This window comes from Microbacterium sp. Z6_144 (assembly GCF_057197625.1).
On record NZ_JBXVPT010000001.1, the window covers coordinates 2360432 to 2379786 of the forward strand.

Annotated in this window: 20 protein-coding genes; 7 read left to right on the forward strand and 13 right to left on the reverse strand. The window is 70.8% G+C overall.

Features of this window, described 5'->3' with window-relative positions:
• Positions 1–55: 55 nt before the first annotated feature.
• The 3 genes from AC2DGY_RS11520 to AC2DGY_RS11530 all read right to left on the reverse strand — a co-directional run bounded on the left by AC2DGY_RS11520 (position 56) and on the right by AC2DGY_RS11530 (position 2291).
• Positions 56–1354 carry a GNAT family N-acetyltransferase gene (locus tag AC2DGY_RS11520; RefSeq protein WP_484509825.1) on the reverse strand — a complete coding sequence of 433 codons (1299 nt, stop codon included), beginning with the start codon at positions 1352–1354 and terminating at the stop codon, positions 56–58.
• Positions 1355–1420: 66 nt separating this feature from the next.
• Complete coding sequence (locus AC2DGY_RS11525) at positions 1421–1660, reverse strand: zf-HC2 domain-containing protein (RefSeq protein WP_484509826.1); 240 nt, start codon at positions 1658–1660, stop codon at positions 1421–1423.
• A gap of 13 nt (positions 1661–1673) precedes the next feature.
• A complete protein-coding gene (locus AC2DGY_RS11530; RefSeq protein ID WP_484510013.1) occupies positions 1674–2291 on the reverse strand; it encodes a sigma-70 family RNA polymerase sigma factor in 618 nt (205 codons plus the stop codon).
• Positions 2292–2373: 82 nt separating this feature from the next.
• Between AC2DGY_RS11530 and aroA the strand changes: the two genes are divergently transcribed.
• The 3 genes from aroA to bcp are packed head-to-tail and all read left to right on the forward strand — an operon-like array spanning position 2374 to position 5255.
• Positions 2374–3714: a 3-phosphoshikimate 1-carboxyvinyltransferase gene (gene aroA, locus AC2DGY_RS11535; protein WP_484509827.1), complete on the forward strand. Its 1341-nt coding sequence runs from the start codon at positions 2374–2376 to the stop codon at positions 3712–3714.
• Positions 3715–3729: 15 nt separating this feature from the next.
• On the forward strand, positions 3730–4782 hold the full coding sequence (rsgA, locus tag AC2DGY_RS11540) for a ribosome small subunit-dependent GTPase A (protein ID WP_484509828.1): 1053 nt from the start codon (positions 3730–3732) through the stop codon (positions 4780–4782).
• On the forward strand, positions 4779–5255 hold the full coding sequence (gene bcp, locus AC2DGY_RS11545) for a thioredoxin-dependent thiol peroxidase (RefSeq protein ID WP_484509829.1): 477 nt from the start codon (positions 4779–4781) through the stop codon (positions 5253–5255). The genes rsgA and bcp overlap by 4 nt, the downstream gene beginning before the upstream one ends.
• A gap of 14 nt (positions 5256–5269) precedes the next feature.
• Here the strand turns inward: bcp and AC2DGY_RS11550 are convergent, their stop codons facing one another.
• Positions 5270–5656, reverse strand: coding sequence for a histidine kinase (locus AC2DGY_RS11550; protein WP_484509830.1), 387 nt, complete (start codon positions 5654–5656; stop codon positions 5270–5272).
• Between the two features lie 216 nt (positions 5657–5872).
• Here AC2DGY_RS11550 and AC2DGY_RS11555 point away from each other — a divergent pair, with 216 nt between their 5' ends.
• Entirely contained in the window at positions 5873–6121 is a 249-nt protein-coding gene (locus AC2DGY_RS11555) for a WhiB family transcriptional regulator (protein ID WP_019182239.1), read from the forward strand.
• A gap of 108 nt (positions 6122–6229) precedes the next feature.
• Here AC2DGY_RS11555 and AC2DGY_RS11560 read toward each other — a convergent pair whose 3' ends face one another.
• The 3 genes from AC2DGY_RS11560 to AC2DGY_RS11570 are packed head-to-tail and all read right to left on the reverse strand — an operon-like array spanning position 6230 to position 9640.
• Positions 6230–7723 (reverse strand): sensor histidine kinase, encoded by a 1494-nt coding sequence (locus tag AC2DGY_RS11560; RefSeq protein ID WP_484509831.1) that lies wholly within the window; start codon positions 7721–7723, stop codon positions 6230–6232.
• 34 nt (positions 7724–7757) lie between these two features.
• On the reverse strand, positions 7758–9014 hold the full coding sequence (locus AC2DGY_RS11565; RefSeq protein ID WP_484509832.1) for a CpaE/TadZ family protein: 1257 nt from the start codon (positions 9012–9014) through the stop codon (positions 7758–7760).
• A complete protein-coding gene (locus tag AC2DGY_RS11570) occupies positions 9011–9640 on the reverse strand; it encodes an SAF domain-containing protein (protein ID WP_484509833.1) in 630 nt (209 codons plus the stop codon). The genes AC2DGY_RS11565 and AC2DGY_RS11570 overlap by 4 nt, the downstream gene beginning before the upstream one ends.
• Before the next feature lie 98 nt (positions 9641–9738).
• Here AC2DGY_RS11570 and AC2DGY_RS11575 point away from each other — a divergent pair, with 98 nt between their 5' ends.
• Entirely contained in the window at positions 9739–10020 is a 282-nt protein-coding gene (locus AC2DGY_RS11575; RefSeq protein ID WP_484509834.1) for a helix-turn-helix domain-containing protein, read from the forward strand.
• Positions 10021–10025: 5 nt separating this feature from the next.
• On the opposite strand, the gene AC2DGY_RS11580 is transcribed toward AC2DGY_RS11575, so the two are convergent.
• Complete coding sequence (locus tag AC2DGY_RS11580) at positions 10026–10643, reverse strand: hypothetical protein (RefSeq protein ID WP_484509835.1); 618 nt, start codon at positions 10641–10643, stop codon at positions 10026–10028.
• A gap of 150 nt (positions 10644–10793) precedes the next feature.
• On the opposite strand from AC2DGY_RS11580, the gene AC2DGY_RS11585 reads away from it, so the two are divergent.
• Entirely contained in the window at positions 10794–11234 is a 441-nt protein-coding gene (locus tag AC2DGY_RS11585) for an Rv3235 family protein (RefSeq protein WP_484509836.1), read from the forward strand.
• Position 11235: 1 nt separating this feature from the next.
• Here AC2DGY_RS11585 and AC2DGY_RS11590 read toward each other — a convergent pair whose 3' ends face one another.
• From AC2DGY_RS11590 to secA, 3 genes are all read right to left on the reverse strand, one after another.
• Positions 11236–11583 carry a hypothetical protein gene (locus AC2DGY_RS11590; protein ID WP_484509837.1) on the reverse strand — a complete coding sequence of 116 codons (348 nt, stop codon included), beginning with the start codon at positions 11581–11583 and terminating at the stop codon, positions 11236–11238.
• 104 nt (positions 11584–11687) lie between these two features.
• Positions 11688–12914, reverse strand: a complete 1227-nt coding sequence (locus AC2DGY_RS11595) for a pyridoxal phosphate-dependent aminotransferase (RefSeq protein ID WP_484509838.1) — start codon at positions 12912–12914, stop codon at positions 11688–11690.
• Positions 12915–13002: 88 nt separating this feature from the next.
• Positions 13003–15825, reverse strand: coding sequence for a preprotein translocase subunit SecA (gene secA, locus AC2DGY_RS11600; protein ID WP_484509839.1), 2823 nt, complete (start codon positions 15823–15825; stop codon positions 13003–13005).
• 179 nt (positions 15826–16004) lie between these two features.
• On the opposite strand from secA, the gene AC2DGY_RS11605 reads away from it, so the two are divergent.
• Entirely contained in the window at positions 16005–17318 is a 1314-nt protein-coding gene (locus AC2DGY_RS11605; RefSeq protein WP_484509840.1) for a hypothetical protein, read from the forward strand.
• Positions 17319–17850: 532 nt separating this feature from the next.
• Here the strand turns inward: AC2DGY_RS11605 and hpf are convergent.
• Positions 17851–18513, reverse strand: a complete 663-nt coding sequence (gene hpf / locus AC2DGY_RS11610) for a ribosome hibernation-promoting factor, HPF/YfiA family (protein WP_484509841.1) — start codon at positions 18511–18513, stop codon at positions 17851–17853.
• 102 nt (positions 18514–18615) lie between these two features.
• Positions 18616–19278 carry a ComF family protein gene (locus tag AC2DGY_RS11615; RefSeq protein ID WP_484509842.1) on the reverse strand — a complete coding sequence of 221 codons (663 nt, stop codon included), beginning with the start codon at positions 19276–19278 and terminating at the stop codon, positions 18616–18618.
• Positions 19279–19355: the final 77 nt, after the last annotated feature.

A 19355-nucleotide genomic window follows, 5' to 3' on the forward strand; every position in this document is an offset into this window, starting at 1 on the left:
ACCCCGTACGACGAAGGCCCAGGTCGCCGACCTGGGCCTTCGTCGTACGGGGTGCTCAGAACCAGATGCTCAGCGCGGGTACGGCGGCGGGCGTGAACGCACGGTCGAGGTCCGCGAGGGCCCTGGGGTCCCCCGCCACCGCGCCGGCGGCGGCGAGTGTTCGCGCCGACACACCGCCGAGCAGGAGCGAACCCAGTGCGGCGGCGCCGAGCGTGACGTCGGGGCGGGTCTGCGTGGGCGCGGCGGTCGGCCGGCCCGCCTCGTCGATCTCGACGCGCCACGTGCCGTCGGCGAATCCGAGCGGGTCCTCAACGCGGACGGTGAGGGCCAGCGGAGCGGCGAAGCTCCGCGAGCCCAGAGCTGCGGGCACGTCCAGCACGCGCAGCCAGTGGTGATCGACGACGGTCTCCCGCATCGCGCGCTGGTCCGACAGCATCCACCGCGTGGGCGCGCCGGCCGGCTGCAGGGTGGCCGTGACCGTGCCGACGAGGTCGTGCTCGATGGCGAAGCGCCAGAGCGCGGCGAACGCGTCGTCGTTGGTGGTGAAGAGCACGTGCATGCGCAGTTCGTGCTGGGCGTGGTCGTCCTTCTCCGCGACGGTGTAGACGAGGATGCCCTCCTCGCGGCCATCCTCGCCCCGATACGCGACGGCGCGGATCTTGCGTGCGTCCTCGGCACCGGGCCGGAGCCCCGCCATACGTCGGTACAGGCCCGCCCACCCGGCGACCTCGCCGGGGCGCTGGGACCGAGCGCGCTCGTGGACGGCGTGCAGACGCTCAGGCAGCTCATCCTGCAGCACGAAGTCCAGCCGTCCGGACGGGCGCGGTCCCGTCCACCGCGCGCGGGTCGTGTCCACGGTGACATCCGAGGTCAGAACGGCGGGCCCGAAGCCCCACCGGCCGTAAATGGTGGCCTCGGTGACCGTCAGACCGGCGATCGCGAGGCCTGCCGCTGCCGCCGTGCGTAGTTCGCCGCCGAGCATCGCCCGCGCGATCCCGCGACGCCGGTGCGTCGGCGCGACGGTGACGGCGCTGATCGCCCACATCGGGACGGTACGCCCCGGCTCGGTCGTCAGCTCGGTGATCCACGAATCCACGGTGCCGACGGGAATCTCGGGATGGGTCGCGCGCGCATCGAACACGCCGGTGAGCCGCCGCTCCTGCAGCGCCGACCGCGAGTCCTCCACCTGCTCAGCGGTGGGGTCACTGTCGAGGAAGCCTCGCGACACCGCACGCAGGAACGCATCGAAGGGAGCCCCCTCGTGGGGTACCTGCGCGTAATCCAGCCCTTCCGCGGCCAGCTCTGCGGCCGAGGCCGGGTCGAGGGGAAGGGAATGGAAGTCGACGTCGGCCATGCGTCCTAGCCTAGGTCGCCCCGCGACAGCGCGGAACGGCGGCCCGGGAAGCCCATCGCGCGGGGCTCAGGAGACGGGTTCTGCCCGCAGACGCGCGATCACGAGCTCGCGCAGCTCCTCCGGAGCGTTTTCCTTGCACGCCCGCGCAACGACCTCGGTGAGGGTCCGCGAGAAGTGCGCCTCGTCGCGGCATCCAGCGCAGTGCGCCAGATGCTCGGCCATGTCCTCATAGGACGTCGGACACACCTCGTTGCGCAGGTACTCTTCGAGGTCGCGTCGCGCCTTATCGCAGCCGCAGTCGCTCATGTTCGTCACTCTCTCACTTCTGGGCGGGCTCCGCGGCAGTGATGCCGCGCTCCCTCGCGTAATCCGTCAGTAGCTCACGGAGCATTCGCCTGCCACGGTGCAGACGGCTCATGACCGTTCCGATCGGCGTTTTCATGATGTCGGCGATCTCCTGATAGGCGAAGCCCTCGACGTCGGCGAGGTACACCGCCATCCGGAAATCCTCCGGAATCGACTGCAGGGCGTCTTTCACCACGGATGCAGGCATCCGATCGATCGCCTCCGCCTCGGCCGAGCGTGCACTGGTGGCCGTGGTCGATTCCGCTCCCCCGAGTTGCCAGTCCTCGAGGTCGTCGATGGTCCCTTGGTAGGGCTCCCGCTGCTTCTTGCGGTAGGTGTTGATGTACGTGTTCGTCAGGATGCGGTACAGCCACGCCTTGAGATTCGTTCCCTGCGTGAACGTCCGCCACGAGGCGAACGCCTTCACGAACGTCTCTTGGACGAGATCCGCGGCGTCGGCGGGATTGCGCGTCATACGCATCGCCGCCGCGTACAACTGATCCATGAAGGGGAGAGCCTGCTCCTCGAACTGCGCGCGCGCGTCGGCCCCGGCATCGGCCTTGTCGTTCATCACCCGCCAGTCTACGTCCATCCGCGTCGCATCTACGCCGACGTCTACGGCCGTGCCGTCAAGAACCCCGATCATCCACCCCTCCTTTACTAGTGTGGAACCGATGACCCCCCACGGCTATTCCCCTCCCCCCTCCCACGTCCCCCCACGCGGCGCCTGGGAGGCGCCCGTCGCCCACGGTCCCCTGCGAGGGACCGTCACGGTGCCCGGCTCGAAGTCGCTGACCAACCGCGAGCTCATCCTCGCGGCGATGGCGGATGGTCCGAGCCTCCTGCGCTCACCGTTGCACTCCGACGACTCCGACCGCATGGTCGACGCCCTGACGTGTCTCGGTGTCGCCGTCGACCGCGTCGCCGGCGAGCGCCGGGCCGGCGACGACCTGCGGATCACCCCCCGGGCGCCCTTCCACGGCGGTGTCGAGATCGACTGCGGCCAGGCGGGAACGGTGATGCGGTTCGTCGCCGGGCTCGCCGGGTTCGCCGTCGGAGACGTGACCCTCACCGCGCACGAGAGCGCCCTGCATCGCCCGATGGGGTCGCTCATCGCCGCGCTTCGCGAGGTGGGCCTCGACATCGACGACGGCGGCCACTGGTCGCTGCCCTTCACGGTGCGCGGTCATGGCCACGTCCGCGGCGGCGAGATCGAGATCGACGCCAGCGCCTCGAGCCAGTTCGTGTCGGGTCTCCTGCTGGCGGCACCTCGGTTCGACGTCGGTCTGCACCTGCGTCACACCGGTCGGCGCCTGCCGAGCCTCCCCCACATCGACATGACGATCGATTCGCTCGCCCATCGCGGCATCCATGTGGAGCGTCCCGCCCCGGGAGAATGGATCGTGCCGCCGGGGCCCGTTCGGGGCAAGGACGTCACCATCGAGCCCGACCTCTCCAACGCCGCCCCCTTCCTCGCCGCGGCGATGGTCGCGGGAGGACAGGTCACCGTCCCCGGCTGGCCCCTGCACTCGACGCAACCGGGCGCTCTGCTGTCGGAGATCCTGGCCGAAATGGGCGCCAAGGTCGTCCGCCGCTCGACCAACCTCACCGTCACCGCCGGAGAGGCCATCGAGGGCATCGATCTCGATCTGTCCGCCGCGGGCGAGCTCGCCCCGACGCTCTTCGGCCTGGCCGCCTTCGCGCAGGGTCCCACGACGCTGTACGGCATCGGCCATATCCGCGGGCACGAGACCGACCGCATCGCCGCTCTCGTGGGGAATCTGCGCGCTCTCGGCGGCGAGGCGCATGAGCTGGAGGACGGCATCCGCATCGTGCCGAGGCCCCTTCACGGCGGCACGTGGAAGACGTTCCACGATCACCGGCTGGCCACGACCGGTGCGCTTGTGGGGCTGCGGGTCCCCGGCGTCCGGATCGACGACATCGGCACCACCGCCAAGACGATGCCCCAGTTCGTGTCGCTGTGGCAGGGGATGCGGGAGGGTGCCGCCCGCTGACGGCGGGCGAGGACGATGAGCTGGCTGGAAGACTTCGACGCCGACGAGGACGACGACCTCGACGAGACCGACGTGCGCGTGCGGCCGAATCCGAAGGCGAACCGCCCCCGCACGAAGCGGCGGCCCGCCCATGCGGACGCCGTGATCGCGCGGGTGCTCGGTGTGGATCGCGGGCGCTACGCCGTGCTCGTGGATGAAGGCGGGCCCGATGAGCGGCGGATCACCGCCACGCGGGCGCGCGAACTGCGCAAGCAAGCCATCGTCAACGGCGATCGCGCCCGCGTGGTCGGCGACACCTCCGGCGCGGAGGGCACCCTCGCACGCATCATCGGCATCGAGGACCGCACGTCGCTCCTGCGCCGGAGCGCCGACGACACCGACCAGGTCGAGCGCGTGATCGTCGCCAACGCCGACCAGATGCTCATCGTCGTGGCCGCCGCCGATCCCGAGCCGCGCGCACGGCTGGTCGACCGCTACCTCGTCGCGGCGCTGGATGCGGGCATCCGGCCCCTGCTCGTGGTCACCAAGACCGATCTCGCCGACCCGTCCGCCTTCCTCTCCCACTTCGATGGGCTCGGTCTCGAGGTGTTCACCAGCGCACCCGGCGACGTACCCCTCGATCGCATCGGCGCGGCCCTCGTGGGCCACTCCACGGTGTTCGTCGGGCACTCGGGCGTCGGGAAGTCGACGCTCGTCAACGCCCTCACCGGATCGGAGCGGGCGATCGGACACGTCAACGTCGTCACCGGTCGCGGCCGCCACACCTCGTCCTCGACGGTCTCGTTCCGCTACCGCGGACAGGGCGGGGCGGGGTGGGTCATCGACACCCCCGGTGTCCGCTCGTTCGGCCTCGGACACGTCGACCCCGCCAACATCCTGGCCGCGTTCACCGATCTGGCCGAGATCGCCGAGGAGTGCCCGCGCGGCTGCACGCACCTGCCGGATGCTCCCGACTGCGCGATCGCGGAAGCCGTCGCCGAAGGGCGGCTCGGCGAGGGCGGCGCCGCCCGCCTGGATTCGCTTCACCGGCTGCTGTCGACCTTCGCGGACCGTAGGCTGGACGGGTGAGCACCCTCGAGCCCGGCATGGCAGCACCAGACTTCACTCTTCTGGATCAGGACGAGCATCCGGTCTCGCTCGCCGACTTCCGCGGCCGCCGCGTGATCGTGTACTTCTATCCGGCGGCCATGACGCCCGGGTGCACCACGCAGGCGTGCGACTTCCGGGACAGCCTGGGCTCGCTTCAGGGTGCGGGCTACACCGTGCTGGGGGTCTCCCGCGATCAGCCCGCGAAGCTGCGGGAGTTCCGCGAGCGGGACGGGCTCGTCTTCCCGCTCCTCAGCGACCCCGACCACGCCGTCCACGACGCGTACGGCGCGTGGGGCGAGAAGCAGAACTACGGCAAGACGATCGAAGGCGTGCTGCGCTCGACCTTCGTGATCGATGAGGACGGCGTGATCGAGTACGCGTTCACCAACGTGAAGGCCACCGGGCACGTCGCGCGCCTGCGCAAGACGCTCGGCATCGACGTCCCCGCCTGAGCTGCGGCAACCGGTCAGGACGCTTCGCGCCCGCCGGCATCCTTGGCCGCATCGCGGACCGACAGGAACAGCAGGATCCCACCGAGCACCGCCGGAGCGGCGATCAGCGCGGCCAGCGCCGGATTGGCCTGCTCGCCGGTGAACGCGCCGAGCGCGACGGCGAGGATGAGCGCCTGCACCACGATGCCACCGGAGCGGCCCCACGACTGACCCCGGGCCGTGGCCACGGCGAACGCGGCGACGGCGATGACGCCGACGAGCGTCAACACGGCGAGGGCGAGCGCGCTGGAGACCGACACGATGTCGCCCGCCGCGATCGCCGCCACCTGCCACACGAGAAGCGCCGCGACACCGACCGCCTCGAGGACGAGGACTCCGGCAGCGAGAAGCCGTACGGGCATGGCGTGACTCCTCGTCATCGGATGTGGGGGCGACTGGTAACAGGCTGTAAACCTGCCGTTAACCTCTTGATAGCTCAGACCGCCTATGGGAACATGGAGCAAGCCGTGTGCTCCCACAGCGACGTGGGGCGAGCCGAACTGCTCGCATCTCCCACCAGGGTATCGGAGACCCGACTCCGGGCTCTGCTAACCGAATTTGTTTCAAGGAGCACCACCATGGATTGGCGCGACAAAGCTGCCTGCCTCACCGTCGACCCCGAGCTGTTCTTCCCCGTGGGGAACACCGGTCCGGCCGTCGACCAGATCGAGAAGGCGAAGTCCGTGTGCGCCCGGTGCACGGTCACCGAGATCTGCCTCCAGTACGCGCTCGAGTCCGGCCAGGACTCGGGGGTGTGGGGCGGTCTCTCCGAGGATGAGCGGCGTGCCCTGAAGCGCCGCGCCGCCCGCGCCCGCCGCGCGTCCTAGCCACCCCTTCGCCCACTCCGTAGGACACCGCGCCGGAGCGCCGGGAGTGCGGTCGTCTCCGCATCCTCGGCGCCGACGCGCAGTGTCGGGTTAGACGAATTCCTGGCCTCACATGCTCGATCGGTCGATGTAACGCATCGGGATCTCGATCGTGACTTCGGTACCGCTTCCCACGAGGGTGTGCCAGTCGATCGTTCCGCCGAGTTCGCCCTGGATGAGCGTGCGAACGATCTGCGTCCCGAGGCCCCGGCCCACCTGACCTTCGGGGAGCCCGACGCCGCTGTCCCGAACGCGCACCTCCAGCACTTCGTCCGTCCGGACGGCGGAGATCTCGACATCGCCCTCCTGCCCCGCCAGCCCGTGCTCGACGGCGTTGGTCACCAGCTCCGTCAGGGCGAGAGCCAGCGGCGTCGCGTACTCGCTCGGCAGGGTGCCGAACCGACCGGTCGAGCGAGTACGAGCGCGGGTGTTGGGTGCGGCGGCGACCTCGGCCACCAGCTTGAGCACACGGGCGAACACGTCGTCGAATTCGACGTTCTGTGCGAGACCCTCCGACAGGGTGTCGTGCACGACCGCGATCGCGGACACCCGCCGCATCGCCTGGGTGAGCGCGTCGCGTGCTTCGTCCGAGTGCGTGCGGCGAGCCTGGATGCGCAGCAGCGACGCCACCGTCTGCAGGTTGTTCTTCACCCGGTGGTGGATCTCGCGGATGGTGGCGTCCTTGGTGATGAGCTCCTGCTCCTGGTGGCGGATCTCGGTCACGTCGCGGCACAGCACGATCGCACCGATCCGGGTTCCCCGCTCGCGCAGCGGGATGGTGCGCAGCGACACCTGCACTCCGCGCGCCTCGATGTCGGCGCGCCACGGCGCGCGGCCGGTGACCACGACCGGGAGGGATTCGTCCACCTGCCGCTTGGAGGGGAGGATGCGGGTCGTCACGTCGACCAGTGACTCGCCCTCGAGTTCGTCGTCGAAGCCCATCCGGTTGAACGCCGACAGCGCATTCGGGCTCGCGAACGTGGCGATGCCGTCCACATCCAGGCGGATGAGACCGTCCGACGCGCGCGGGGCACCGCGGCGCGGAGCCGTCGGGGCGGCCAGGTCGGGGAACTCGGCGGTGGAGATCATGCCGAACAGGTCGTCGGCGCAATCGTTGAAGGTGATCTGCTGACGAGAAGGGGTGCGGGTCTCCCCCAGGTTCGTGTGACGCGTGAGGACACCCACGGTCACGGGGGCGTCCCCGTTGCGCGCGAGCTGACGCACGATCGGCACGGCACGCACACGCGTGGGGGTCTCCTCGAACCAGTCGGGCGATGCGGAGTCGACGATGCGGCCGCTCTCGAACGCCTCACGCACCTGCGTGCGCCACTGCGGCCGCACGCGGTCGCCGACGATGTCGCGGTAGAACAGCGTCGCAGCGCCCCCGGGCCTGGTGTGCGCCACGGCGATGAACGAGTCATCCTGGGTCGGCACCCACACCACGATGTCGGCGAAGGCCAGATCGGCGAGAAGCTGGCCGTCGCTCACGAGCCGGTGCAGCCAGTCGACGTCGGCCTCGGTCGAGCGGCCCTGGGCGTAGACGAGATCGCTGAGCGTGGACACGTCCCCAGCCTAATTTGCTGCAGGACGGGTCTCGTCACTGTGCTCGGGCCGTCTGGGCGATCGTCGCCGGCTCCGCCCGCCGCTCGCGGCGTCGGCGACGACGTTCGGGCGCCGCCGCTCGAGGAGGCTCGACCGCCTCACCGACGAAGCGCCGGACGGCCGCGGCCAGGGGCGACCGAGGGGCGGCCTCGGCGACGGGGCGGGCGGCCAACATCGCCGCATCCGCCGACCGGGGATCCATCGGCACGAACCACACGTCCTCGATCCCGGCGAAGCGCTCGAGCGTGCGTCGCACCTGGCCGCGGGCGTCGATTCCGAGCGTTCCCGGGCGCAGGCGATTGACGACGACGGCCACCCGCGTCGTCCCGATGGCCGCCCGCAGCTCCGTGTAGGCGCGCAGGAACCGCGCGACCCCCACCGGGTCGGCCGCGCACACCGCGACCACGAGATCGGACGCCCGCAACGCCGCGAGCGTGGCCGCGTTGCGGCGCGGACCGTCGAGGTCGCTCACGATCTCCTCGTCGCGCTCGAGGGAGGCCGCGACATCCACGACGGCGGAGTGCACCCATGTGCGACAGATCCCCAGGACCGCGCCGACCCGCCGGTCGGACAGCTCCGGCCACCGCCCCGGCCGGTTGATGCCGGGGAGCACCTCGACCGTGCCCCCGGCCGTGCGCAGCGGCACGCTGATGCGGCTGAGTTCGGCCGCATCCAGACCCCCGAGTTCGGCTTGCCGGCACGCCGCCGCGAACCCCGGGCCCTCATCGGCGAGTCCCAGCGAGAGGGCGAGGGACGGCGCGTGCGAGTCGGCATCCACGAGGGCGACCGATCGCCCGCCGCGGGCGAGCTCGGCGGCCAGCTCGATCGCCAGGGTGGATCGTCCGGGTGCCCCGTGCGGTCCCCACACCGACACGATCCGCCCCGCCGGCTCCGGCTCTGCGCGCACGGGGAGCATGGCCGGCAGCGACAGCGCATCCATGAGCACCCACCCCTCGACATCGAGCGGCAGCGGCGGGGCCAGCCCGAACCGCGCGGCGATCCGGCGACCGGTTTCGTCGGCGCACAGGGCCACGATGCGGATCCCCCGGGCGTCGCACTCGCCGAGGACGGCGGCGCTCAGGGTGCGCGCATCCGCCTGCAGGATCAGGGTGTCGACCGAGCCGGCGGCGGCAACCGCCTCCCGTGCGGCACCGGCGGGGACGACGGCGTCGATCTCCACCCCCTCGTCGGCGAGTTCCCGGGCGAGGAGGTCGCCCCGAGGGGCGTCGACCGCCACGAGCACCCGGATCACGGCGTGCGCCCCGCCACGGGGACGACCGAGAGCGAGGACCCGTCCGACACCGCGTCCAAAGTGGCAGCCACGTCCGCGCGCGGGATCACCAGTTCGAGGGCGGCTCCCGCCTCGCCGATCACGCCGTCGTCGCGCGTGACGCTGGCCACGGTCGCATCGGCGACGAGGATGCGGGGCGTGTCGAAGACTCCGCGCTCCAGGGCCGGTGCGAACCACACCTCGACCCGGCTTCCCGAGGCGATCGCGGCGGGCACGTCCACGGCGGTGTCGATCACGACGGTCGTCACGCGGGCCTCGCCCGCCGCACCCACCGCCTCGGCGGGAACCAGCTCGCCCTCGCCGATCGTCCGCGTGGCAACGGCTCCCTCGGGCAGCGCATCGGCGGCGACGTAGGCGGCTCCGGCCGTACCGAGTGCCACGTCGACCGTGCGGAAATCGTCCGCGCCGACGGTCTCACCCGGGACGATGGTGCGAGAGGCGGCGAGGACCGGGGCGGTCTGGCGAGCCGCGCTGACCACGAGCCAAACGCCCGCGACGGAGACCACCACCAGGAGGACGCCGAGAAGGAACCGCGCGTCGCCCCAGAAGGGCCGCGAGCGTGCACGCGGTGGATCGAGGGCAGTCATGCCGATATGGTGCTCCGATCGCTGCATCCGCGTCCGCGTTTATCCACAGCGGCGCGGGCCGTCCGGGGCCCCCGGAGGAGGCCGGTAATAATGGGCACATGCCCGACCGCCCGCCCCCAGGCACGCGCTTGCTCGCCCCCGCTCAGGTGGCGGAGCTCCTGGACATCTCCGTGGACGAGGTCGTGGCCCTTGTGCACGAGGGGCGGCTGCGCGGCATGCGCGTGGGGAGTCCTGCGCGCTGGCGGGTCGAGGAGGACAGCGTCGACGCGTACCTGGAAGATCAGGCGGAGGAAGCGCGGCGGATGGCGCTGTGGCGCCAGTCCAACGCCGCCAGCTTTCCGGAGCTGTGGGGTCGAGGGCGGGCCCCCCAGGGCGACTGAGGGGGTCAGCCTCGCACGGCGTCCGGGTGACCCTCGACCGCGATCCAGGAGACCGCGGCGAACGGCACGATCCGGTAGCCCGTGACCTCGGCCGCGCGCCGCACGGCACCCCGTTCGTGCAGCGCGAGATCGAAGTGGTCGGCGCCCGCGCGATCGATCGTCCCCGCCATGGATCGTCCGTCCTGCCCGTGGACGACGACTCCCGCGCGTCGGCGCACGAGGTCTCGCACCGCGAACCCGAAGGTGGCGCGTCGCGAAACGGCGGATGCCGCGGCGGCGCTCCCGGGGCGCGCCGTGCGCAGCAACGGGGCGTGCGCGAGCGAGATCCCCATGATCGCGTCCAGCGGCACCAGCGCCGCGCCCGACCGCGAGCCCCACGGGGAGGCGAGCAACCAGTCCGCCCCCAAGCCCGCGATCGGGGCGGTCAGGGTGGCGCCGCCGCGCAGGTCGAAGGAGGCGGCCACCGGATCGCCGTCGGTCGCCGCGAGCGCGGTCAGCCTCTCATGCAGCGTGACCCGCGAGAGCCGCAGACGCTCCGCCTCGGTCTCCAGCGCTGCCCGCTCGGCCTCCCACTCGGAGGCGAGCTGGTCCTCGATGTCTTCGAAGAAGCGATCCCAGCGCATGGCGCGAGGTTAGGGCACGGGGCTCTCGAGCACGGCGAGTTGTCCACACCCGGAACCGAATCTGTTGCGGCGCTCGCCCGTGTGCTCTACTGAAAGCCGAGAAAGCGACCGTTGTTCCACGACATCCCCCCTGTCGAGATAGGCGCGCCTATGGCTCCGATGCCGGCGGGCTCTGCCCGCCACTACCCCGTGATCGTGCGCTCCGCCGATGTGGACGAGTTCTTCGCGCCGCAGCGGACGTCCTCATCCGCGCTCCCCGAACCCGAACCGCTCCTGCGCAACCTGACGCGCGGCGTGCTGGAAGTGCTCGCCGGAGTGCGGGAGATCGAGCAGCTGGCGCGCTGGCTGACCGAGGACGCCTACCGCGGGCTGCTCACGCGGGCCAATCTCGCCACCCGCGCGCGAAGTGCCCGCGGGGTGCCGGCGACCCGTCCCCTGCACGCGATCCTGTCCGTGCGGACGTGCATCCCTGCCGACGGGGTGGTCGAGGCCGTGGTCATCGTGGCCTCTCCTGCCCGCACCCGCGCGGTGGCGATCCGCCTGCAGGGCATCGACCGGCGCTGGCGGGCGACATCCCTCGCGCTGCTGTGACTCACGAACCGTCGATGAGCTCCAGGAGCGATCGGAGGGCATCACGGATCTCGTCATGGTCGTACTGGCCCGCGCGGCTCTCGGCGGAGATCACGCCGGAGCGATGCACGGCGCGGAAGTCGCCGAAGGGGAACGAGTAGGCGCCCTTCGTCTCCCGGTTCTCGCTCTTGTCGATGCCGAGGTGCCAGTGCGAGTACTCCGTCCAGCCTTCCTTCTCCAGGAACGCGTTCTCCTGCGCGGCCGTGGGCGCGGTCTCGGACCAGTCGTCTCGCTCGTCCTTCACGACCTTGCCGTCACGGATGAGCGCGCGGGCGTGGCGGAGGGCGGGTTTGTTCAGTTCGATCGCCATGCCGGAAGGTTACGCCCGCCCACACTGCGCGCGAGAAACAACATGCCGGACGAGAAACGGCGCGACGCGTGCCGTCTCATCCCGCACGTCGTTTCTCGCGTGGGCTACGCGCGGTAGGAGGCGAGGAAGTTGCCGAGGCGCTCGATGGCATCCGTCAGCACACGCGCCTCCGGGAGCGTCACGATGCGCAGGTGGTCGGGTGTCGGCCAGTTGAAGCCGGTGCCCTGGACGAGCAGCACATGCTCGGCGACGAGGAAGTCGTACACGAACTTCCCGTCGTCGGGGATGTCGTACACCTGGGGGTCCAGGCGCGGGAACGCGTACAGCGCGCCGCGCGGGCGCACGCACGAGACCCCGGGGATCGCCTCGAGGCTCTCCCACGCCGCATCCCGCTGTTCGTGCAGTCGCCCCGACGGCGCGATGAGCGCATCGATGGACTGCACGCCGGTGAGGGCGGCCAGGACCGCGTGCTGAGCGGGCACGTTCGCGCACAGCCGCGTGGAGGCCAGGAGTTGGATGCCCTCCAGGAACCCGGCCGCGTGCTTCTTCGGACCCGTGATGGCGAGCCACCCCGACCGGTAGCCGGCGACGCGGTACGTCTTGGACAGGCCGTTGAAGGTCAGGCACAGGAGGTCGGGGGCGACCACGGCCATGGGGATGTGGACGGCGTCGTCGAAGAGGATGCGGTCGTAGATCTCATCGGAGAGCACCAGGAGCGAGTGCTCGCGCGCGATCTGCGCGATCCCCTCCAACACCTCTCGGGAGTACACCGCGCCGGTGGGGTTGTTGGGGTTGATCACGACGATCGCCTTCGTGCGCGGCGTGACCTTCGCGCGGATGTCCTCGAGGTCGGGTTGCCACTCGTCCAGTTCGTCGCACAGGTAGTGCACCGGCGTGCCGCCGCCGAGGCTCGTCATGGCGGTCCAGAGCGGATAGTCCGGGGCGGGGATGAGCACCTCGTCGCCCTCGTCCAGCAGCGCCTGCATGACGATCGTGATGAGTTCGGACACGCCGTTGCCGAGGTACACGTCATCCGGATCCAGCGCGGGGAAGCCCGGCACCTGTTCATAGCGGGACACCACCGCCCGCCGGGCCGACATGATGCCGCGGCTGTCGCTGTACCCGTGCGCGTGCGGAAGCGCCTCGATCATGTCGCGCACGATCTGGAACGGTGCTTCGAAGCCGAACACCGCCGGGTTGCCGGTGTTGAGCTTGAGGATCGCGTGACCCTCGGACTCCAGCCGGTCCGCCTCCACGAGGGCCTGCCCACGGATCTCGTACAGGACGTCCCTCAGCTTCGAGGACTGGTCGAGGGGGCGCAGCGGGCTCATCGGATCAGAATATCCCGCCGTCTTCGCTGCGCCCACGAACGGGAGCGGGCCAATGCCGCTCCCGTGGCGCCCTCCCCGACCTCCGTGCCTACTTCTTCTTGTCGGCGGCGCGGCGCTCAGCGCGGTTGCCGGCCGGTGCGCTGGGCGTGGAGCCATCCGGGCGCTGACCGAACGCGCCACGGGGCGCCTCGGCCGTGCGCGTGGGCGCGCCGGCGGGCGCCGGTGCGGCACCGGCGGCAGCGGCGGCCTGGCGTAGACGGCTCGTGGCCGCCTTCTGCACCTGCCCGCGATCGTTGCGCACCTCGACCTCTCCGGCATCGTTCGCGGCGGAGTACTCCAGCCGCTGCGCCTCGGAGGGGCCGGCGGCCAGACCCTTGGCCTCGACCTGCGCGGCCTGCTCGCCCTCGACCCGGCGCACCTCGACCTCGAGGTTGAAGAGGTAGCCGACGGACTCCTCCTTGATCTGCCCCATCATCGCCTGGAACATCTGGTAGCCCTCGCGCTGGTACTCGATCAGCGGGTCGCGCTGGGCCATGGCGCGCAGGCCGATGCCGTCCTTGAGGTAGTCCATCTCGTAGAGGTGGTCGCGCCAGCGGCGGTCGAGCACCTGCAGCACCACGCGACGCTCGAGTTCGCGCACGGCCTGCTCGCCCAGCTGCTCCTCGCGCTTGGCGTACGCGATCCGCGCGTCGGAGAGGATCTCGCGCTTGAGTCCCTCCGCCGTGATGCGTCCGCGCGTGCCGGCGTCGGCGACGACCTCGTCGATCGTGACGCCCACCGGGTAGAGCGTCTTCAGCTCTGTCCACAGCGCGTCGAAGTCCCAGCTCTCGGTGTGACCGCTGCCGGTGTGATCGTCGATGACGGCGGAGATGGCGTCTTCGATGAAGTGCTGCACGCGATCGGCGATGTCGTCGCCCTGAAGGATGTGGCGGCGGTCGGCGTAGATCGCCTCGCGCTGCCGGTTGAGGACGTCGTCGTACTTCAGGACGTTCTTGCGCAGCTCCGCGTTACGCGCCTCGACCTGCGTCTGAGCGCTCTTGATGGCGCGGGAGACCATGCCCGACTCGATGGCGACGTCGTCGGGGAAGTTCGCCCGGGCCATGATCGCTTCGGCCGCACCCGACTGGAACAGTCGCATGAGGTCGTCCGTCAGCGACAGGTAGAACCGGCTCTCCCCCGGATCTCCCTGCCGGCCCGAGCGCCCGCGCAGCTGGTTGTCGATGCGGCGGGACTCGTGCCGCTCCGTGCCGAGCACGTACAGCCCGCCGGCTGCGACGACCTTCGCGCCCTCCTCGGCCACGACCTCGCGCACACGCGCGTACGCCTCATCCCATTCGGACTCGTACGCCTCCGGCGTTTCGACCGGGTCGAGACCCTTGGCCTTCAGCTCCTGGACGGCGAGGAACTCCGCGTTGCCACCGAGCATGATGTCGGTACCGCGACCGGCCATGTTCGTGGCGACGGTGACGGCGCCCAGGCGCCCGGCGCGCGCGACGATCTCCGCCTCGCGCGCGTGGTTCTTCGCGTTGAGGACCTCGTGCTTGATGCCCTTCTTCGCCAGGAGTCGCGACAGGTACTCGCTCTTCTCGACGCTGGTCGTGCCCACGAGGACGGGCTGGCCGGTCGCGTGGCGCTCGGCGATGTCTTCGACGACCTGCGCGAACTTGGCGGTCTCGTTCTTGTAGACCAGGTCGGACTGGTCCTTGCGGATCATCGGCTTGTTGGTGGGGATGGGCACCACGCCGAGCTTGTAGGTCGACATGAACTCCGCGGCCTCGGTCTCGGCCGTACCGGTCATGCCGGCGAGCTTCTCGTAGAGGCGGAAGTAGTTCTGCAACGTGACCGTGGCGAGGGTCTGGTTCTCCGCCTTGACCGGCACCGCCTCCTTGGCCTCGATGGCCTGGTGGATGCCCTCGTTGTACCGGCGCCCCACGAGGATGCGGCCCGTGTGCTCGTCGACGATCATGACCTCGTCGTTCATCACGACGTAGTCGGCATCGCGCTTGAACAGCGCGAGGGCCTTGATGGAGTTGTTCAGGAAGGAGATGAGCGGGGTGTTCGCCGACTCGTAGAGGTTCTCGATGCCGAGGTAGTCCTCGACCTTCTCGATACCGGGCTCGAGCACGCCGATCGTGCGCTTCTTCTCGTCGACTTCGTAGTCCACGCCCGCCTCGAGCGTGCGGGCGATCTTCGCGAACTCGGCGAACCAGCGGTTGGCCTCACCGGACGAGGGCCCCGAGATGATCAGCGGCGTGCGGGCCTCATCGATGAGGATGGAGTCGACCTCATCCACGATCGCGAAGTAGTGCCCGCGCTGGACCAGGTCCTCCTTGCGCCACGCCATGTTGTCGCGCAGGTAGTCGAAGCCGAACTCGTTGTTCGTGCCGTAGGTGATGTCGGCGGCGTACTGCGCGCGACGCACCTCCGGCGTCTGCCCCGACACGATGACGCCCGTGGACATCCCCAGGGCGCGATAGACCCGACCCATGAGCTCGGACTGGTAGGTCGCGAGGTAGTCGTTGACGGTGATGACGTGCACGCCCTGGCCGGCGATGGCGTTGAGGTACACCGCGAAGGTCGCCGTCAGGGTCTTGCCCTCACCGGTCTTCATCTCGGCGATGTTGCCCAGGTGAAGCGCTGCCCCACCCATGATCTGCACGTCGTAGGGGCGCTGGCCGAGGGTGCGCTGCGCGGCCTCGCGGACGGCGGCGAAGGCCTCCGGCATGAGGCGGTCGAGGCTCTCTCCGGCCTCGAAGCGGGCGCGCAGCTCGGCGGTCTCGCCGCGCAACTCGTCGTCGGTGAGGTGCGAGTAGTCCTCCTCCAGCGCGTTGACGGCCTTGACCACTTGCTGGAGGCGCCGGATGATGCGGCCCTCTCCGGCACGGAGCAGTCTTTCGAGAGGATTGGCCACGGAGCATTCCCATCTGTCGCGTTCGGCCCAGCGCGACTGACGCGACGGACCCGCCTGCACGCAGGCATACTGTGCCATGTTATCCGTTTGTGACCTCGGAAGACCCTGCGAACGCTCTGACAGCGCGCGCAGAGCGAACACCGGCGCGCCGACCGTCGGACACTCGTAGGATCGATGCCATGGCCGGGTTCTGGGGTAAGCGAAAGCGTGAAGAGCAGGACGCCGCGGATGCAGACCTCGCCCGGCAGGCCGAGCTGGCGCTCGTCGCCGCGGATGAGCGGATCCGGCTCACCACCGACGAAGTGGACTTCGCCGTCGCGGAGCTCGGTGACGTGCGGACCGCCGACCTGCGCGCGGCGCTGACGGCCGTTCGCACCCACATGGGCGAGGCGTTCCAGCTGCACCAGCTGAACCACGACCACATCCCCGACACCCCCGAGGAGTTGCGGACACGCAACGCCCGCATCATCCAGCTGTGCCAGTGGGCGGAAGACCTGCTCGAAGAGCGCACCACGGCCCTGCAGCCGGCCATCGAGGCCGTTCGCCGGGCGCCGGAGATCCTCCAGCGCGTGCGCGCCGACCGCGAGCGACTCGAGGAGCGCGTGCCGCACGCCCGCGAGGCGCTGGAGCGCCTGTCCCGCCGCTACAGCGAGACGGCGCTGCATCAGATCGACGGCAACCCCGACGAGGCCGACCAGCTCCTGGACTTCGCCGTGCACACCGCGGATGTGTCCCAGCGCCGCCGGGAAGCCGGCCAGCGCGAGCAGGCGTCGGTCGCGCTCGAGGCGGCCACCGAGTCGGTGCGCCGTGCGGAGTCGCTGCTGGATGCCGTGGACGCGTTCGAGATCGAGGCTCTGCGCGCCGAATCGACGCTGGCCGCGGTGATCGACGATTCGCGCAGCGACCTCGTGGAGGCGCGCAGCGGCCCGCAGACCCCAGCCGTGACCGCCGCGATGGCCGACCTGGAGTCGGCGCTGGCATCCCTCCCCGCCTCCGCGGCCAAGGACGATCCGTTCGGAGCGCTGTCCCGCCTGCGCACGGCGAACGCCGCGCTGGACACCGCGCGCGAGCGCGCCGCCCGGCCGGTGATCTCGGAGTCGCACGTGCGCCACACGGTGGATGACGCAGACCGTCAGATCTCCGTGGCCCGCAGCGTCATCGCCGGCCACCGCGGCTGGATCGGCGCGGACGCCCGCACTCGGCTCGCGGAGGCCGAGCGGCTCCGCGGCGAGATCCCCTTCGGGCCGATTCCGGAGGACGACCGCGAGGCCGCTCAGGCCGTCGCACGGCGTGCCGGGACGCTCGCGAGCGAGGCGCTGCAGCTGGCCCAGCAGGACATCGACGCCTCGCGCCCGGATGACTGGGGTAACGGCGGCTGGGGCGGCCGCGGCATGGGCGGACGCGGCATGGGTATGGGCGGCGGCGGGATGGGCGGCGGCATCCTCGGCGGCCTCGTCATCGGGTCGCTCCTGGGCGACATGTTCGACGGCTGACCCCTGGGAAACCCGCCCACCGCCGAGCACCCGCCGACGAGCGCCCCTCGCCGAACGCATCCACCCGTGGTGCAGGAGCCGTAGTGCGGCCACCCACCCCGGCACTAACTCAGGCTGAAACCGCCTGAGCACCGCCATACCGAACGGATCGCGGTATCCGTGCGCGGAGAGACTGAGTACGGCACACCTCAGCGGCGGCTGAACGGTTCCCGGCCACTCGGAAACTGGGGGATGGAGAAGCGCGGAGCCGCGTCCACCGCCGGCCGTCGTGCCCGCCGACGAGCGCACCGGCCGCCGTGCGGCCACCCACCCCGGCACTAACTCAGGCTGAAACCGCCCGAGCGCCGCGACACCCCGCGGATCGCGGTGTCCGCGCGTGGAGAGACTGAGTACGGCACACCTGAGCGGGCGAGGAGACTGCGCGCGCCGGCGAGGATGCCGGTCCCCCACCCCCTCGACTCGCCAGCAACCGTCGCTCCGCGCGGGAAAATCGCGCGTTTGTTGGCGACTCAACGAGAGCGCTGCGCGGCGGTTACGACGCGGCGCGCGCGGCCGGCGGTGCCGCCGCGGTGAGGGAGATGACGCCGTAGTCCCAGCCCTTGCGTCGGTACACGACGCTCGGGTGGTCGGTGCGGGCGTCGATGAACAGGAAGAAGTCGTGACCGACGAGCTCCATGCGGTCCACGGCCTCCTCGACCGTCATCCACTCGGCATCGAACCGCTTGGTGCGGATGACGACGGGGTTGTAGGGCTCGTCGTCCTCTCCCGAACGGAGGACGGGGATCTCCCCCGTCGCCACCGCGCGGATGGCGTCCACCGATGCCGGCTGCACGTCGATGCCCTGGATCGAGCCGGTGCCCTTTTCGAACTTCGCTCCACGCGGGTGGTTGCGGCCGTCGACGCGCTTCTCCTTCGCACGCCGCAGCTGCTCGCTCAGCTTGTCCACGGCCAGATCGAGAGCGGTGAACTTGTCACCGTCGGTGGCTTCGGCCCGCACGACGGGGCCCTTGCCGATGAGGGTCAGTTCGACGGTGTCGTCTTCCATATGCCCGTTGTGATGCGCGCGATGCGTCACCTTGACCTCGAGGGTCTGCGCTCGGGGGAAGAGGTGCTCGATGCGGGCGGCCTTCTCCTCGACGACACTGCTGAAGCGATCGGTGATCCCGACCCCCACGCCGACGATGCTGGTGTCCATCCGTTACCTCCTTGTTCCGGGTCCGCCCCCGGTTCCGGGTTTCCGGGAACGGACTGTCCGTGGCTTCTGTCCCCACCACGCTATCCGGCGCGCCTCGGGGTGTCACGGGCCGAAGGATGGTGTTTCCGGTTCCCGCAGCACCCGCCGCGGCGTGGCGGCGACCGTGACGGCTCCGATCACCTCCGCTCCCGCGGCGCGCAGCGCCCTGGCGGCTTCAGCCAGCGTCGCGCCCGTGGTGACGACGTCGTCGACCAGGAGCACGCGGGCCCCCGCAGCCCCCTGCGCCCGCAGACTGCCGGCCACGTTGGCCGCGCGGGCGGCGCGGCCGAGCTCCCGCTGATCGGCGGTGCGCCGCGACACCCGGAGCAGCCGTTCGGGCCGCCATCCCGCGCGGCGGGCGAGCAGTTCCGCCACGCGGTAACCCCGGCGTCGCATCGCCGCCGGGGAGGTCGGGACGGGCACGACGACGACCCCGGAGAGGTCCCAGGATGCGGCGCTGTCGCGGAGAGCGGCGGCCAGAGGCCGTGCGAGCGACGTGCGCCCCTCCTCCTTGAGGGAGCGGACCACCCGCGCCACCGCTCCGTCGTAGACCAGACCGCTGCGCACCGCCAGCTCGCCGACCCGGTGCGGTACCGGGTCGGGGGTCAGGCAGGCACGGCACGTGGTGCACAGCGCCACGTCGGCGGCGCCGCATCCGGCGCACTCGACGGGCAGCACGAATGCCAGAGCGTCGGCGAGGGCCGTGCGCACCGGGGCCAGGTCCATGCGCCGAGTCTGCCCGGACATCGCCTCGTGACGCGCCGTCCACCGGTTCCCGTGGAGTCCTGCATCGGAGAACGCGA